The organism is Nocardia sp. Tas62D01 (genome assembly GCF_055232035.1).
In genome coordinates, this window is sequence record NZ_JBUYUZ010000004.1 from 18,313 (window position 1) to 32,988 (window position 14,676).

Annotated in this window: 16 protein-coding genes and 1 pseudogene; 8 read left to right on the plus strand and 9 right to left on the minus strand. The window is 67.1% G+C overall.

Annotation, left to right across the window (positions count from 1 at the left end):
* Position 1: 1 nt before the first annotated feature.
* Both ACV7NQ_RS48325 and ACV7NQ_RS48330 read right to left on the minus strand, forming a co-directional pair.
* A complete protein-coding gene (locus ACV7NQ_RS48325; protein ID WP_463366290.1) occupies positions 2-244 on the minus strand; it encodes a hypothetical protein in 243 nt (80 codons plus the stop codon).
* Between the two features lie 714 nt (positions 245-958).
* Positions 959-1,207 carry a hypothetical protein gene (locus ACV7NQ_RS48330; protein WP_463366291.1) on the minus strand — a complete coding sequence of 83 codons (249 nt, stop codon included), beginning with the start codon at positions 1,205-1,207 and terminating at the stop codon, positions 959-961.
* A 352-nt stretch (positions 1,208-1,559) separates the two neighbouring features.
* Here ACV7NQ_RS48330 and ACV7NQ_RS48335 point away from each other — a divergent pair, with 352 nt between their 5' ends.
* Positions 1,560-1,751, plus strand: coding sequence for a hypothetical protein (locus ACV7NQ_RS48335; RefSeq protein WP_463366292.1), 192 nt, complete (start codon positions 1,560-1,562; stop codon positions 1,749-1,751).
* A 70-nt stretch (positions 1,752-1,821) separates the two neighbouring features.
* On the opposite strand, the gene ACV7NQ_RS48340 is transcribed toward ACV7NQ_RS48335, so the two are convergent.
* Positions 1,822-2,187 (minus strand): tyrosine-type recombinase/integrase, encoded by a 366-nt coding sequence (locus tag ACV7NQ_RS48340; protein ID WP_463366293.1) that lies wholly within the window; start codon positions 2,185-2,187, stop codon positions 1,822-1,824.
* Between ACV7NQ_RS48340 and ACV7NQ_RS48345 the strand changes: the two genes are divergently transcribed.
* The 3 genes and pseudogenes from ACV7NQ_RS48345 to ACV7NQ_RS48355 form a co-directional block, all read left to right on the plus strand.
* Positions 2,156-2,788, plus strand: coding sequence for a site-specific integrase (locus ACV7NQ_RS48345; RefSeq protein ID WP_463366294.1), 633 nt, complete (start codon positions 2,156-2,158; stop codon positions 2,786-2,788). The two genes, ACV7NQ_RS48340 and ACV7NQ_RS48345, sit on opposite strands and share 32 nt — an antisense overlap.
* 429 nt (positions 2,789-3,217) lie before the next feature.
* Positions 3,218-3,343 carry a hypothetical protein gene (locus tag ACV7NQ_RS48350; protein WP_463366295.1) on the plus strand — a complete coding sequence of 42 codons (126 nt, stop codon included), beginning with the start codon at positions 3,218-3,220 and terminating at the stop codon, positions 3,341-3,343.
* A 387-nt stretch (positions 3,344-3,730) separates the two neighbouring features.
* Positions 3,731-3,883, plus strand: a pseudogene (locus tag ACV7NQ_RS48355) (helix-turn-helix domain-containing protein); the annotation flags it as partial.
* 359 nt (positions 3,884-4,242) lie between these two features.
* Here ACV7NQ_RS48355 and ACV7NQ_RS48360 read toward each other — a convergent pair.
* Entirely contained in the window at positions 4,243-4,653 is a 411-nt protein-coding gene (locus ACV7NQ_RS48360; RefSeq protein ID WP_463366296.1) for a DoxX family protein, read from the minus strand.
* 77 nt (positions 4,654-4,730) lie between these two features.
* Between ACV7NQ_RS48360 and ACV7NQ_RS48365 the strand changes: the two genes are divergently transcribed.
* Positions 4,731-5,636: a sigma-70 family RNA polymerase sigma factor gene (locus tag ACV7NQ_RS48365; RefSeq protein ID WP_463366297.1), complete on the plus strand. Its 906-nt coding sequence runs from the start codon at positions 4,731-4,733 to the stop codon at positions 5,634-5,636.
* Between the two features lie 419 nt (positions 5,637-6,055).
* On the opposite strand, the gene ACV7NQ_RS48370 is transcribed toward ACV7NQ_RS48365, so the two are convergent.
* Both ACV7NQ_RS48370 and ACV7NQ_RS48375 read right to left on the minus strand, forming a co-directional pair.
* On the minus strand, positions 6,056-6,217 hold the full coding sequence (locus tag ACV7NQ_RS48370; protein ID WP_463366307.1) for a hypothetical protein: 162 nt from the start codon (positions 6,215-6,217) through the stop codon (positions 6,056-6,058).
* A 167-nt stretch (positions 6,218-6,384) separates the two neighbouring features.
* Entirely contained in the window at positions 6,385-7,353 is a 969-nt protein-coding gene (locus tag ACV7NQ_RS48375; RefSeq protein WP_463366298.1) for a recombinase family protein, read from the minus strand.
* A gap of 693 nt (positions 7,354-8,046) precedes the next feature.
* Here ACV7NQ_RS48375 and ACV7NQ_RS48380 point away from each other — a divergent pair.
* The 3 genes from ACV7NQ_RS48380 to ACV7NQ_RS48390 all read left to right on the plus strand — a co-directional run bounded on the left by ACV7NQ_RS48380 (position 8,047) and on the right by ACV7NQ_RS48390 (position 9,508).
* Positions 8,047-8,454, plus strand: coding sequence for a hypothetical protein (locus ACV7NQ_RS48380; protein ID WP_463366299.1), 408 nt, complete (start codon positions 8,047-8,049; stop codon positions 8,452-8,454).
* 438 nt (positions 8,455-8,892) lie between these two features.
* Entirely contained in the window at positions 8,893-9,183 is a 291-nt protein-coding gene (locus ACV7NQ_RS48385; protein ID WP_463366300.1) for a hypothetical protein, read from the plus strand.
* Positions 9,164-9,508 carry a hypothetical protein gene (locus ACV7NQ_RS48390; RefSeq protein ID WP_463366301.1) on the plus strand — a complete coding sequence of 115 codons (345 nt, stop codon included), beginning with the start codon at positions 9,164-9,166 and terminating at the stop codon, positions 9,506-9,508. The genes ACV7NQ_RS48385 and ACV7NQ_RS48390 overlap by 20 nt, the downstream gene beginning before the upstream one ends.
* 63 nt (positions 9,509-9,571) lie before the next feature.
* Here the strand turns inward: ACV7NQ_RS48390 and ACV7NQ_RS48395 are convergent, their stop codons facing one another.
* The 3 genes from ACV7NQ_RS48395 to ACV7NQ_RS48405 form a co-directional block, all read right to left on the minus strand.
* Entirely contained in the window at positions 9,572-9,877 is a 306-nt protein-coding gene (locus ACV7NQ_RS48395) for a hypothetical protein (RefSeq protein ID WP_463366302.1), read from the minus strand.
* Positions 9,874-12,189, minus strand: coding sequence for an RRQRL motif-containing zinc-binding protein (locus ACV7NQ_RS48400; protein WP_463366303.1), 2,316 nt, complete (start codon positions 12,187-12,189; stop codon positions 9,874-9,876). Before ACV7NQ_RS48400 ends, ACV7NQ_RS48395 begins: the two co-directional genes overlap by 4 nt.
* The coding region (locus ACV7NQ_RS48405; protein WP_463366304.1) for a toprim domain-containing protein at positions 12,128-14,676 on the minus strand (2,549 nt) is incomplete at its 5' end. The genes ACV7NQ_RS48405 and ACV7NQ_RS48400, both read right to left, overlap by 62 nt.

Below are 14,676 nucleotides of genomic sequence, written 5' to 3' on the forward strand. Positions count from 1 at the left end.
CTCATGTAGCGAGGGTGAGCCGGTGGCCGTGGTCCGGCCGGACGGTCGTGATGTAGGTACCGCTGACGCCGCCGCGACACGCGACCAGGTACGCGACGACCTGGCCGTCGTGGCGGTGCACGCTGTCGACGACGCCGGTGCGCCGGATCGCGTCGGGGTGATCGGGCTTGAGCCCCCGGCCGTCGCGATCGGCCCACCACATCACCCGGTCACCGGGCGCGAACTCTAGAGGCTGTTCGCTCATATGTGCGATGTTAACGGTCCGAATGCAATTGCTGTTCGGCGTTCGAGTCCCGCCTCGGGTCCCGCCCGCCGAGCGGGACTCGAACGCGGGAACGGCACCAGGCGCTGGCTGCGGATATGCCGTCGGAAGTCCCACCCCAGCAACCGCCTCCAGCGCACCAACTCGCCCGCAGGCGGTGCCGCCGAGAGCGTTCAGGCGTCTTTGATGCCTTTGACGCACAGCTAGTGACATGAAATGTGTTGTCGCGCGAGGGTTTCGGCCGGATACTGTCGCACCCCTGGCTGCTCGCGGCGGCTGTGTATCGGTTAGGCTCGACGCCTATCAGCCATCCCCCCGGCTGATAGTTGCTCGCGGCCACCGACCCCCCCAGGTGCCGCGAGCCCGGATGCCGTCGGGCCCTCCACGCTCGACGGCATCACTCATTTCGGCCCCGGCCATCACGCAGGATGCGGCGGGAACGGGCATGGGACAAATCTGCGAAATCCGGCGCTACGCCCTACTATTCGTCCTCGTCCTCGTCCTCGAAGTCGTCGACCATATCGGGGTCCGGTAGTAATCGCGCGGAAAACAACGAAGTTGGCTGGACCAGCAGTGATGGCGGGTTTTGATGCTCCAGGTCCAGTCGAAACGTCTTGAGCAGGTTGCATCCGATGCCGCGTCCACGGCGCGTGGTGTCCGCAGACCAACCTCTCGTCAATTCAGTCGCGTCCCGATTTACCGCCGGTTGCGGAGGCTCTTCGCTACGCCTCGAAGCTGCTCTTCCATCTCGTAGATCTCTGCCTTGAGGTTTTCGAGCTTGGTGCGGACCGCGCTGCGGGCGTTGGCCGCTTCGTCGGTCAATGACTGCTGGTCCGACCAGTCGGAGTTCAGCCAATCGCGCACGTCCGACAGTGCTGCGGCCGCGTTATGCGCTGCGGCCGCCGCGTTGGTGAAGATCTGCTCTTGTGTCGGCAAGGCGTTCACGTGGTCGCTCCTTTGTCGGTTGTACGGATCGGTTCGCCGTTGCTGTCGAGTCGATCAATCAGATGTTTGGTGCTCAAGGTGATCTCGTGCCAGTGGTGACCGAACGCACAGCAGATCTGAAACACGCACCGACACAAGGTCTTGTGCTGTCCGGAGTTGTCACCCACTACGAGTAGTGTTTGGAGCGCCGACGAATATCACGAACGAGCCCCACACCGGGGCACCGGCGTGGGGCTCGTTGATAGTTGCACTTCTGGCGAGGGGTGCTCTGCCAACGTACCGCAGATCGGTCACCTGATCAGGAATTCAGGGACCGGCCGGAATAACGAATCGGCAGTTAGAAGGCATAACAATGTCGAAGAACGACAAGCTCAAGCCGGGTAACCGGGTTCCCGAGTCCGGCCAGTACGGCGTCGTCGGCCCGCGGGGCGGTGACACCGGCAGGGAGATCACCGGGGTGCAGGGTAAGCCGCTGCCCCCGACCGAGAAGCCCGGCCAGAGCTACGTCCTGAACGATCCGACGAAGCACAGTCACAAGAAGTAGACCGAGGCAGCTCGGACCATCCCGCAGGGCCTGCACCAGCACGGTGCAGGCCCTGCGGGCTATCGGTGGGCTATCGGTCGACCGCGAGACCGGCCACCGCAGCGGCCTTTTCGTCGGCCGAGGGCAGGGTGTAGCGGCGAGTGTCCTCGAGGCGGGCATGTCCGAGTAGCTCGGCGACGAGCACGATGTCGACACCCCGTTCGCGGATCAGCTCGGTCGCGAACGAATGCCGGTCGACATGGGAGCTGTAGTCCTCGTCGACCCCGGCCGCGGCGGTCAATACCTGGAACGCGCGCCGCGCCGCAGTCGCGAAATGGCTGGCCTGGTGCCGCGAGCAAGGCTGGAACGTGCCAGCAGTCCCAGCGTCGGCCGCGCGATCGACCCCGCCGGATTCGGAGACACCGGTGCGCTCGCGGACCGCGATCGACCGGCTCATCTCCCGCCGCGAAGTCCATCTGCGGGAGAAGACATTGTGGCGGATGCTGTATGAAACCTGCGCTCGCGCAGAGGAACTGCTCCAGCTCAACATCGAGGACCTCGACCTGGCGGGCCGGTGCGCCCGGGTGAAGTCCAAGGGCGCCAAACCCCGCACCCGCCGCCGCGGCGCCGCCCACCACGAACACGTCCTGGAAACCGTGTACTGGGACGCCGGCACCGCCCGGCTCCTCCCCCGGCTGATCCGCGGCCGCACCCACGGGCCGGTATTCGTCACCCACCGCCGCCCCGGCCCCGGCAAATACCTCGCCGACCGCGACCTGTGCCCCGACACCGGACTCGCACGGCTCTCCTACGACCAGGCCCGCGGCCTACTCGATGCCGCCACCGCCACCGATGGGCCCGGCACCGGCTGGGACCTACACGAACTCCGCCACTCCGGCCTCACACACCTCGGCGAATCCGGCGCGAGCCTGCTCGAACTCATGGCCAAATCACGGCACCGCAAGGCCGAGAACCTACGCCGCTACTTCAAACCCTCACCCCAAGCGATGCGCGAACTGACCAGCCTCATCGGCCCCGGCGCTTCCCGCACCCACTGACCAGCAGCTACGCCATATCCGCCCGAAATTCGGCCAATACTACGGCGACCCCTTCAGGAGTTTCGGGTCTTCTACTTTGCGGCTTGGGACAGCTTCAGGAGTTCTGGGCCGGGACCTGACGGATTGCCCCCGAAGAATTGCCGCTTTACGTTTGCGTTCGGTTCGGGTTCACTCGAATTATGGGGCGGAAATCGGTGATCGGTATCGCGGTCTTGGTAATTCTCGCGTTGGTGGGGGTGATCGGCGCGGCCGCGGGCGCACATGCCTTCATCACACTGGTGGGTCTGGTGGGCTTCGCAGGGCTGGTCTTGCTGGTTGTGGGGCGGTCGAAAAATCCGGCAAACCGGCGAAGGTCGCGCGGCCGAATGTGGGGTGCGGCCGGTGGTTCCAGCTTTCGCGACTCCTTCGGCTCGTATGGCGGCAGCAGCCATGGCGGTGGTTGCAGTGGTGGGCATTCCAGCCATGGCGGTGGTCATTCCGGTTGCAGTGGTGGGCATTCCGGCTGTGGTGGCGGCAGCGGCTGTGGTGGCGGCAGCAGCTGAATCGGAGGTTTGACCGGCTGCCGTCGGTTCGAGGAACTGGCGCGACCGAGCCCCCCGTTCGACTTTCCCGTCGAGGAGCGCCTCACATGCAGGGGTTCCGGTAGTAATCGCGCGAAAAACAACGAAGTTGGCTGGACCAGCAGCGATGGCGACTTGTTGATGCTCCAGGCTCAGTCCAATGGGTCGCGAGAAGCCAGCATCCGATGCGAGTCCGCAACAGGTGTGTCCGCAGACCTTCGTTCGCGAGACACTGTCAGCCCCAACGTGTTTCCGCAGTTCGAGCCTGTAACGCATGCCGTGTACGCGGCAAAGTCGACCCTTCGGGGGTTAGCGATACACCGTCGCTGACCGGCGACAACGCCTATATCCGTTGTTTTTTCGGCGATTACTACCGGGACCCCAGCTACCGCCGCAATGCCGTTCGCTGACCCGGCGCAGGCTCAGCCAGATCGAGGCGTTGGAGCGCGACGCGATCGTCCGCAGCCTCCAGGAGAACGGCGGCAACAAGGCCGAAGCCGCAGTGGCACTTGGGATGTCGCGGGCCACCATCTAGGGGTACCGGTAGTTTTCGCGCAATGCGGCCAAGCCCGCTGTCTCGGCGACCTGAAGCTACTTTGCGGGTGGGGACAGCTTCAGGAGTTCTGGGCCCACACCACAGATCTGCGCCGACCCTGGGAAAAACCCGTCACGGACCCGGCCCGGCTCACTCCCGCCCGCGGCCGCCGCGGGGCCACCTCCGCCGGAAGACCACTCTGCCCGCCAGCGCGCCGAAACCCTCCCGGCCAGGACCCGGCCGCCCACCCGGGGCCAAAAACCAGCATCGCGCCACCCACCCCGACGTCGGCAAACCCACCACAAAAGGTGCCGCCGCTGACGCGGCGGCGGCACCTTAAATCACAAGCTGAGGGAACATCACCCCCGTGCGCGTCCGGGGCGCCGGCTCGGTGGCCGCAGCGCCCACGACAGCACCGTCAGCGCGGTCATCGCGGTGAGCGCCGCCACCTCGCCCAGGGCGTATCGCGTGGTCAGATGTGAGGCGATGGCGCCGGTGTAGACGAAGAAGGCGCCCGCGTAGGCCCACTCCTTGAGCACAGGCTGGCCTGGGACCAGCAGCCCGATCGCGCCGAGGATCTTCCAGACGCCTAGCAGCACCAGGAAATACGTGGGATATCCGAGGTGGACGACCAGATCGCGAACGTAGGGAATACGTGCCACATCCCACACCCCGCCCACGCCGAGTTCGGCCGCGATGAGCAGGGTTGCTGTCCAGTAGACGACCGGGCGTGCGCGCGTCGCGGTCGGCGACAGTGTCGATACGGCCATTTCGGCGTCCTTCCTGATTAGGTTGGTGATGAAAACCTCTCACCCCTATGGCGGATGACGTCCTGGAGATGTGACCGATGACCGATACCGAATCGCTCGCGCAGGAGCTCGAACACAGCCGGGCCAGGTTGCGGGCGATGGCCTATCGGATGCTGGGTTCGGTGAGCGAGGCGGACGACGCTCTACAGGAGGTGTGGCTGCGAATCCGGCGCACCCCCGACGCAGGGGTGCGAAATCCCGCCGGCTGGCTTACCACGGCGCTCGCCCACACCTGCCTTGATCTGCTGCGCTCGCGCAGGTCTCGGAACGAGGTCCCGATGGGGGTGCGCCTGCCGGATCCGATCGTGTCCGCCGACGGCGCTACCACGCCGGAATTACAGGCGCTGCTGACCGATTCGGTGGGCCTCGCGTTGCAGGTGGTGCTGGACCGCCTCGATCCCGCCGAACGAGTCGCCTTCGTCCTGCACGACAGTTTCGCGGTCCCGTTCGGCGAGATCGCCACGATCCTGGACCGCTCGCCCGAGGCTGCGCGGCAACTGGCCAGCCGGGCGCGGCGCCGGGTCCGCTCGGCGCCCGCGCCGGACGGCGACCCGCGCGATCAGCGCCGCGTCGTGGACGCCTTCTTCGCCGCCGCCCGGCGCGGCGATATCGACGCTCTGGTGCTGGTATTAGCCCCGGACGTCGTGCTACGCGGTGATCTCGGAACCGGAAAGCTCTGGGAGGAAACCGGATCCGACGAAGCCGCCGCCCAAGCCGTCCGGTTCGCGCAGCCGCGTGCGGTGCTGCGGCCGGTTCTGGTGAACGGTGCGGCCGGAGTGGTCGTCTCGGTGAACGGGCGTGCGTCGTCTGTCATGGCGTTCACGGTGACGGGCGGCCGGATCGCCGAGATCGATGTGCTGGCCGATCCCCGCCGGATCGCCGCCGTCCTGCCAGCGGGTGATGTGGCTCAAGCCGGATTCCGCAGCGTCTCGATGACCCACTGACCGAGCTGGTGGTCGCGCGCGGCCAGCTATATCACTCATAACGGATGACTGGCAGTAGATGGTGGTTGCTGCCCCGGATTGGCGAGTGAGAGCAGGAACAGTGCCAGCGAAATCACCACCGCGATAGGGGTGTTGGTAAGGATCGCCCCACGAGCACCGCTAAAGTGTCCAGTTTCCTGAACAATCTACGACGGTCAGCATCGGCGAGCCGAGGTTGTATGCCGATGTGATGGCTGATCTGCCTGCTCTGAACGGTCCGGCTGTTATCGACGGTCAGCAGACCATGGTCGATGGCGCCGACTACTGGCGTGTCGGATCCGTTGCCTCGGGGTTCAGCGGGGACGCCGGTCGCAGACGGCTCAGCTTGCTCATCCAGAGTCTGCTGCCTCGCCCGTCGGACACAATCGAACTCTGAGGCTCTAGAACAGGGTGTCGCGGACTCGGAGCGGCCGGTATCCGGTCGGTCCGAGCGCGGTGAGTTCGGCGTCGATGTCGACTTCGATCGCGCCGAAGAAATTGATGTACTCGCTGTGCGCCGGGCTGATGACCGTCGAGCGTGAGACTCCGAGCAGCCGGGCCACCGACGTCCGGTCGGGTGAGGATGGCGCGAGCCTGGCGGATCTGCTCGGCGGTCATGGCTGGTGGCCGGCCGAGACGTTGCCCGCGGGCGCGGGCGACGGCCAGGCCAAGGCGGAAATATGGCCGTCCGCAATGCATTCCGCCAGTGCAGTCTGTCATCGAGGACTTCTCACGGCCTGCGTCGTTGCGTCGCGGCCGGGAGGTTTGTTCGTTCTTCTCGGTAGGCGAGATACCCGACCACCGCCTCACGCACGGTGTTCCACGGCCCGCGTGGGATGGGGTGGTTCGTCTCGTCGTAGGCCTGCCACTTCGCCGCGCGGATGCGGTTCTCGCGGGTGATTCGCCCGATCTGTATACCTGCGGCGAAGATCCGGTAGGCGCCGGTGGAGCGGTCGCGTTCGGTGGTCACGGTGGCCGGATCGACCGTCGCCGGGTTCACAGGTACATGTCCAGCTTCTGGGGTCGGTCCTGAGTCGGATACGGCGGGAGTGATCTCGCCGTCTGGTTCGGCCTTGTCCGGCGGTGGTGTGGTGTCGGCGGCCGGTGCTGGGCTGAGGTAGCGGTGCAGCGATGTCTTGGGGATCTTCGTCTTGTCGGCGATTTGGCCGAGGGTGGCGCCCTGGGCTCGCAGCAGTCGCGCGTAGTCGATGCTGTCGGCGGGGTGGGCTACCGGTCGGCCGATCTGGCGGCCCGCGGCTTCGGCGACGGAGCGGGCGTGCGCGGCGCGCTCGGCGGTGAAGGTGCGTTCCATCTCCGCGAACAGCGCCAGCAGCAGGAACGCGATACGCCCCATGCCCTCGTCGGTGGTGTTGATCGGCAGCGGGTCGGCCAGTGACCGCACGCCGATGCCTTTCTCGGCGAGAGCGTGGACCAGGTTGAGGACCTCACGCAGATTGCGGCCGAGCCGGTCGAGGGTATAGACCACGATCGTGTCGCCCTCGCGGGCATAGCCGAGCAGCTTGGTCAGGCCGTCCCGGTCGACCGTCGCGCCGGTCTTCTTGTCGCTGTAGATCCGGTCATCCGGGATGCCGGCGTTATTGAGCGCGTCGAGTTGGCGTTCGAGGCTCTGTTTGGTCGTCGACACCCGGGCGTAGCCGAGGTCGAGTCCGCGCGGCGAGTGGTTCTGCCTGGTTCCCATACTCCGATCGTACCGGAAGTCGTCACTGTACTGTTGTTTCGGAACACTTCTAGTGGAACGACTTCCGGAACGGAGGTCGATCGAATCGGCCCAGGTCGGTGTCGGCGGAATGCCGCTACTCGAAGTCGCGTGCGCGTTGTTCCACTTCCAAGGAACCGGAACGGACTGCCAGCCGAATGCCCGCAGGCATCCGGAGAGGATGGTTGCGCTGCAGGTGACCCGGTGTTGCAGGAGGCCCGGCACCGCCTGCGCGACATATTGGTGCCTGGGCATTTGACGAGCAGATCCTCGCGAAGGCGAGTGGCTGACGGCTCGCCCGGGTGTGCGAAAACCGCCGAAATCATGCAATGTGATGCAATTCACGAATTTGCCTGTTTTGCCTGGTCGCCGCGCGTGCAGCTCTCTGAACTGGGGAAATGCGGGTGCCGTAACAGGGGCTCTGAAGCTGTTGACGGGCAATTCGTGTCGGTGCCCTCTGATAGCCTGCTGGGAAATTGGGTCCTAGCCCCGGTGCTGATGCATCGGGGCTTCCTGATTTTTATGCCCGATTCTGAGACCAGGACGCCGTCGCCCGGCAGACGGCGACGCGGCGGACACCGCGACCGTGGAGCAGTAGTTTCTTTGCCTGCTGCGCCTGGTGTACCTGGCCAGCACCCCGACGCCCCTCCGAGGACCCCCAGGCCGAGGGCTGACATGTCGGCGACAACGCCGCGGATCAGTCAGACGCCAGACAGCATGATCGATCTCGTCGATCGTCAGCTGACGCGTGCGACAAATGGTGAGACCCACACCTACTACATGGACACGCTCGCGGCGGTGCGGTCGACCCTGGTCCTGCTGCTGATCGTGGCGGGTGTAGCCTTCGCAGCCTTCGCTGCGGGCATCGCGGCCGCCGTGTACGTCGCCGGCATGCCGCTCCATGTGGCGGTGGGCACGGGGGTTTTGGGCGGCAGCGCGAGCACGGTGTTTGGGTCGGTCACGCTCGGCCGTTACGCGGTGAAGGCGGTAGGTCGCCTCAAGTCCGTCACTGATGGCAGCGAGAAGAGCTCTCAGCCTGAGGAGCCAACGATCCCCTCAGCCGATGCGAACCCGACGTCGTGAAAGCGCTGCTGTGCCGTGAGCCTATGCCGGACAACACGGCTGTTCCGAGAACCGCTGAGACGACTGCGAGTTCGGCGCCGACGGTGCCCCGGCCGAAGGCGAGGGCCCCGAATACGGCACCGACCAGCATCCCGATGCCGGTGCTGGCGGCACCTACAACGAGGCGCCACACCATCGGATGAAGTCTGAGGTGCGCGTCCGAACTCCGCATTTCAGCACCATACGCTGTCGCCCCCGGAGTTGGGTCACTACGATTCATCAAGCACTACGACGACTGACCGCCGCCTTTGCCCACTTATCGGGGGTCAGAAATCGCACAGGCATTCGAGGGGTTCCGGCGGCAATTTCACGCCTCATTCGTAGTCGGATTTCCGGACATCATGCCCGGGGATCCGGCAGACCGGGACCTGTCGGGGTTCGGGCGTAGGGTGGCCGACCATGCCGTACGAGCTGCCCCCGTGGGCGGAATCGAAGCTGCGGGGCGTGACCCGCGAGGAAGTTGACCAGGTACTCACGGCACGCCGACGTTGGCCGCGTCCGTCGACGGGCGGCCCGGTAAGGGTCACACTGATAGCAGGCAGGACCGCGACCGGTCGGCCTGTGATGGTGGCAGTCCGCGAGGTCGTCCCGTTCCGGTCGCTGATCGTGGCGGCTGGTGAACTGACCGGTGCCGACTTGGCCGCGTTCGAGGATTGGGAGGTGAAGACCGATGAGCCATACGAAGGATGACGCCGCCGACGCGGTATATCGCGAACTCGTCGACGCCTTCGGTGAGGACTGGAGTATCGACGACTTCCGGCCCGATTCCGATCTCGCCGTCGACCTCGCCATGTCGGGCGGGGAGGAGCCGGGTGAGCTGATCGTCACGCAGACCGTGCAGCTGCGCCTTCCACTCATGATCGCGCAACGCCTCCAGCACCGCGCCGAGGACGCAGACGCTTCCGTCGACGAGCTGGTCTCGGAATGGGTGACCGCCGAGGCCGCCGCGGACAACACCATCAGCCGAGATGAGATCTTGGCGTTGCTGGCCCGCCGACACCCGCACTCGGCCTGACCGTCGATACAGATCAGCCCCGGAAGCCGCAGCAGGCTCCGGGGCTGATCTGTATCGAGGGGGCTATTGGTCGATGTCCTCCACGTGGGTGATCGCGTTGGCGAAGTACCTCACCGCGCCCGAAGCGGTGACGCGCTTGTGCCAGTCAGTGGTTCGTCGGTAGCCGAGTTCGGTGAGCGCCTGGTCGAGCGCGTCGAGGGTGGCCGGGGCGGTGGGCTCGCTGGTGACTGAGCCCCACGACGCCTCTACGGTGGGTCCGGCCTCGGTGCCGTCGGCGGCGTCGTAGTGGATCTCGCAGCTGTAGAGGTCGGCCACCGCGACGTCGTCGAGGCGGGCAATCATGAACATGTCGACGGATTCGAGGCTCATCGACCGACCTCCGCACTGTGCAGATTCCGCCGTCCTGCCACACGAGCCGGGGTAGGGGAGGCGGTCTGCGCGGCCCGGTCGGCGCGGGTGGTGCAGGCCCGACCGTTCCTCGGTGCGCGGCCGGCGGCGGCGGCTTCGCGTTGCGCTATCGCGTCGTCGCGGGCTTCGCTGATGCAGTCGGTCTTGGCCTGCCACTGCTGTTCGCGCTGCGCGGCGGCCGTGCCGAGCACTCCGGCCTGGCGGGCGCGGTCGTCGACGAGCTCGCGGATCTCGGTCCGTACCGCCTCGTCGACGCCCGCCTTGACGAGGGCCTGGCCCAGTCTGGCGTGTTTGTCGGCGTAGGACTTGCGCTCGTATTCGACACCCATACCGCGGGCGCCGCAGGCCACGCTGTAGATCGAGTCCGAGATCGAGGACGCCGCGAACGTGAGGTTGTCGCCTGCGCGGGTGCGGTGGCTGACCTCGACGTCGGTGGCCTCGATGCGCTGGGTGATCGCCTCGCGGGTCGCGTTCGAGAGCCGCGCTGCGGGTTTGCCGATGCGGTCGACATCGGCGTCGGCTTTGCTGCGCTCGTCGGCGAACAGCAGTTCCGGCAGATCCTTATGGCTGGGGATGCGCCCGGCGTCGACGTCGTCGATGACGGAGATCAGGTGGGCTCGTTCCATCGCGGCCAACCCTTTGCCGTCGAGGATCTTCGCGCGCAGCTGCTCGCGCTGTTCGGCGATGCGGGTGATCCGGCCGTTGACGTCGTCGGTGACGGCCATCGTGCCGCCATAGCTGACGACCGCGCCCAGGCGCTGGCGCTCCTCGTCGGTCATGCTGCCGTCGGCGAGGTAGTCGGCCATCTCGCGCAGCTCAGCGAAGTCGGCGGCGTAGTTGGTGAGGTCTTCGGCGAGGTCGTAGCGGTCGATGTAGCCCGGCCACACCGCGAAATCGACCTCACGCCCGGCGGCGATCTCGCGTCCAGCCTGGCGGACCCGATCCTGATCGGCGACGGTCATGACCGCGATCTCCTCGCCCACCAGCTTCGCCGCTTTCGGGTTGTGCGCGAAGGTCTCCAGCAGGCGCGGCACCCGCCCGCGCGCTTCCTCGCCCGGGTCGACGAACACCGGACTGTTGAGCAGGTCGACCTGCGAGGTGTCCCCACGCAGATAGTCGACGACGAACTCGACACAGGCACGGTCGGCGCCGGTCAGCTTCGCCGCCGCCAGGTCGATGCCCAACTGTTCGCGCCGTGTGGCCTCATCGTGCAGATGCGCCCGCGGATCGACCGGGCTGATACCGATACCGCGCCATGCCGAGATCGCTTCGTTGACCGCGCTTTTCGCGGTGTCGGTCAGCGGCATGGCGGAGACGATGTCGATCACGGCGGACTCTCGCTCCCACAGACGCCACGCTTCGGCGTGGTCCTGCGCGTCAGCCGCATCGAAGTGCGGGTCGATATCAACGCTGAACTGTTCGGCGTCGATGAGCACGCCCCACTGCTGGGCGTAGGTGTGGGTGAGCCGGGCCAGGCGTTGCGCGGCGATCTCGGAGTTGTGGTGCCAGAGCACGGCATCGGCCAGCGTGGCGGCGGTAGCCGCCTGGTTGTGCCACGGGATCGTCTCTATGCGGGCCTCGGCGCGGGCCTGGGTTTCCTGGGATTTGCGGATGAGTTCGGCGACAGCGTCGGGACCGCTGGCCTCGGCGGCCTCCACAGCCCTGGCGAGGCGGTCGTCTCGGTGGCGGGCCTGGTTGACCGCGACGACCGCGAGCAGATGCGCGATGCGCTGACCGTGCCCGGTCGCTACGCCGAGCTGTGGCGCATCAAGTGCGTCGACCTCGGAACGGATCTGTGAGAGCTCGGATGCGGTGTCGGACATGCGGTTTTCTCCCTGTGAGAGGTGGGTGTGGGATTCGGCTGATTCGGCCCAGCTGGGGCCTGGATCGTTCTCGTGGTGCAGCTCGGCGCGAGGGATTCCGCGGCGTTCGGCCGCGCGGGCTTGGTGCCCGCGGACTGCTTTGGCGACGGCTTCGAGTTGCGCGCGGCTCGCGGTGCGTTTCGGCGCCGCCGTCGCGGTGTCGAACAGGAAGGCCACCAACCGGCGGCCGTAGCGCTTGTGTTCCATCTGGGCGACTGGTGCTTGCCCGTTGGGGCGAAGACCCGCCGCACGCAGCTGGCGGCGGGTCTTCAGGTGTGCGGGTGCAGCCATCCAGGGATAGGTGTCGGGCTGCTCGGGTTCGTGCACAGTGGTCATCGCGGGGAAGACCTCACCGGCCGAGACCGTGTTCGGGGCCTCGGCCGTTGCCCCGGTGGTGGGTGCGTCGTACACCCGCGCCTTGCTGGGTGGTGCGTTGCTTGCCTTGACCGGCGCCGCGTACCGCTGCCGATGGTGGTTTGGCGTGCCCGGAGTCGGCGGCCATGCGCTGGGCGATCTGGTCGTCATCCAGACCCGCTGCCCGCAGCGTCTGTTCCAGGCCCTCACGGCGCTGCGGGCTGTCGTAGCCGGGTTGCGGCGAGGTGCGTTCGGCGGCGACCCGCTCCGACCGTTGCGACCAGCGGTCGGCGATACGGGTGGCTTGCTTGCCGGTGATGGCGCACTCTCCCGCCGCGCGGTCGAGGTGGTTGCGCACGCTGTTGCGGATCGGTTCGGGCACGCCCGCACGGGCCAGGGAGGCGTCCAAGCGCACATCGCTGCCGCGCTGTTCGTACTCGGCCAGGTTGATGTGCCCGGCCGCGAGCTGTGTCTGGACCTGGAATACCCGGGTGACATCATCGGTGGTCTGGCGCACCGCTGCTGGTGGCACGGACCCGGTGCTCAGGATCGAGTCGAGCTGGCGTCGGTGGGTCTGGGAGGTCGTGGCGGCGATATCGTCGGCGCGGCCCGCGTCGACTGCTGCCGCGTACCGCTCTGCGGCGAACAGCATTTCCGGCACGATCGTGACCCCAGCGTCCACGTCCGCGAGGACCGCGACGATCTGGTCGCGTTCGAGATCGTGCAGCCCGAGGCCCTTCTTCAGGGCTGTGTCGATGCGATTGCGGTGCACGCTGACCTGCTTGCGCAGCTGCGCGGCCGCCGCCGCGTCCATATCGCCCGCGAGGACGGCCTGACGCTCGGCTTCCGGCGCCAGCGCGGCGTACATGCGCACGCTCGCGGCCAGGTCCTCGCGGTCGACGTGATCAGGCCACAACGGCTTGAATTCGCCGCCGGGGTTCGCGCGGACCTCGCTGCCACGGTTGCGGGCGATTTCGCGGTCTTCCTCGGTCATCAGCGCGACGGCCCGGCCCAGCTCCTGGGTCACCGCGGTGGTGTCCAGGCCGTGGCGCAACCGGTCCTGAAAGGTCAGCAGCAGCGCATCGATACGCGGCTTGGCCTCCTCACCCGGGTCAACCAGCGGCTCATCGAGCCGACGCAGTTCGGTGGTCGGGGAAACCGCGGCGACGACGCCGAGCTGATCGAGCGGCATCGTCACATCCGGCCCCAAATACCCGGCCACAAACCGGATCCGGGTGCGCGTCTTCTCGTCGATCTTCTTCGCCGACAGCGCGCTGCCCAGCTGCTCGAGCTGGCGGGCGGTGGGGTTCTCCCGCCACGACTGGATCTCGGCATAGATCTGCCGGCGCTCGGATTCCTCCAACCCCTCGACCGAGGCGACGACCTGCGCCATACGGGCGGAGGCGGTACGCAGCCGCGACGCTGCGGCGCGTTCGGTTTCGGCGGCCGCGAGCGCACCGCTGAGCTCGGCGGGAGCATCGACATGGACCTCACCGGACTCCACATCCAGACGCAGACCCCACCGGGTGTGGATGTGGCCGACCAGCTCGCTCATGGTGTCCTGGGCGAGCTGGGAATCCGGGGCCCATGCCGCCGCGTCACGGACCGCGGCCGCGATCTGTGAGCGGGTGGAGTTGTTCCATCCGGCCTGGCGCATCTTCTGCAGGCGGGCCTCGACGGCTACGCGCTCAGCGGCCTCACGGGCAGCGGCCTCACGCCGTTCGTCCTCGTCGCGGGCGGCCAACGTCTCGGCGGCGGCGCGGCGGGCGATAGCGACCTTTTGGGCGTAGGCGAGCAGCTGACCCATCAGCATCTGCATGAACCGCTGCCAATGCGCGCCCATGTGGTCGATGTCAGGGGTCTGATCCGGCGCGTGATCATGCAGCTGCGGGACGAGGTGATGTTCGGCCATGAGGTTTCCTCCAGGTGTTGCAGGGCTGACAGACGAAGCAGCCGAGACGGTCTGGGTCTCGGCTGCGGGAATCGGGGTGGTCGGCGCGGGCGCGGCGGCCCGGCCGGGGGTGAAGGGGTCCAGGTGCGGGATCGGCTCCAGCTCGGCGATCTCGTGTCCGCACTGGAGGTGGTCGTGCAGGTCCTTGCCGGTCAGTGCCTGGACGACCCGCACCCGCTCGACCAGGCCGACGAGGCTGCCCATGACCCGCTCGGCGCGGCGATATCCGGCGGTGTCGCGGTCGGCGACGATCACGACCGTGCGCGCACCGCGCAGCCATTTGGCGTGCTCAGCACTCCACGCTGACGCGCCACCGGCGTTGGTGGTCGCGGTCAGACCAGCGGATTCAGCGGCGATGACGTCCTTCTCGCCCTCGCAGACCGCGATCGTCTTCCCGTTGCGGATCGCGTCGAGCACGAGCGGGAGCTGGAACGGGATCGGCTCGAACCCGCCCTTCTCCATGCGGCCCGTCTGGGGATCCCAGCGGCGCTGGTGGAACTGCTTGTCGCGGCCACGCTCGAAATCGGCTTCCTGGCGGACGACCTCACCGGCGACCGTGCCGTCCGCGCGGGCGTACGGGTAGGACGTGATCG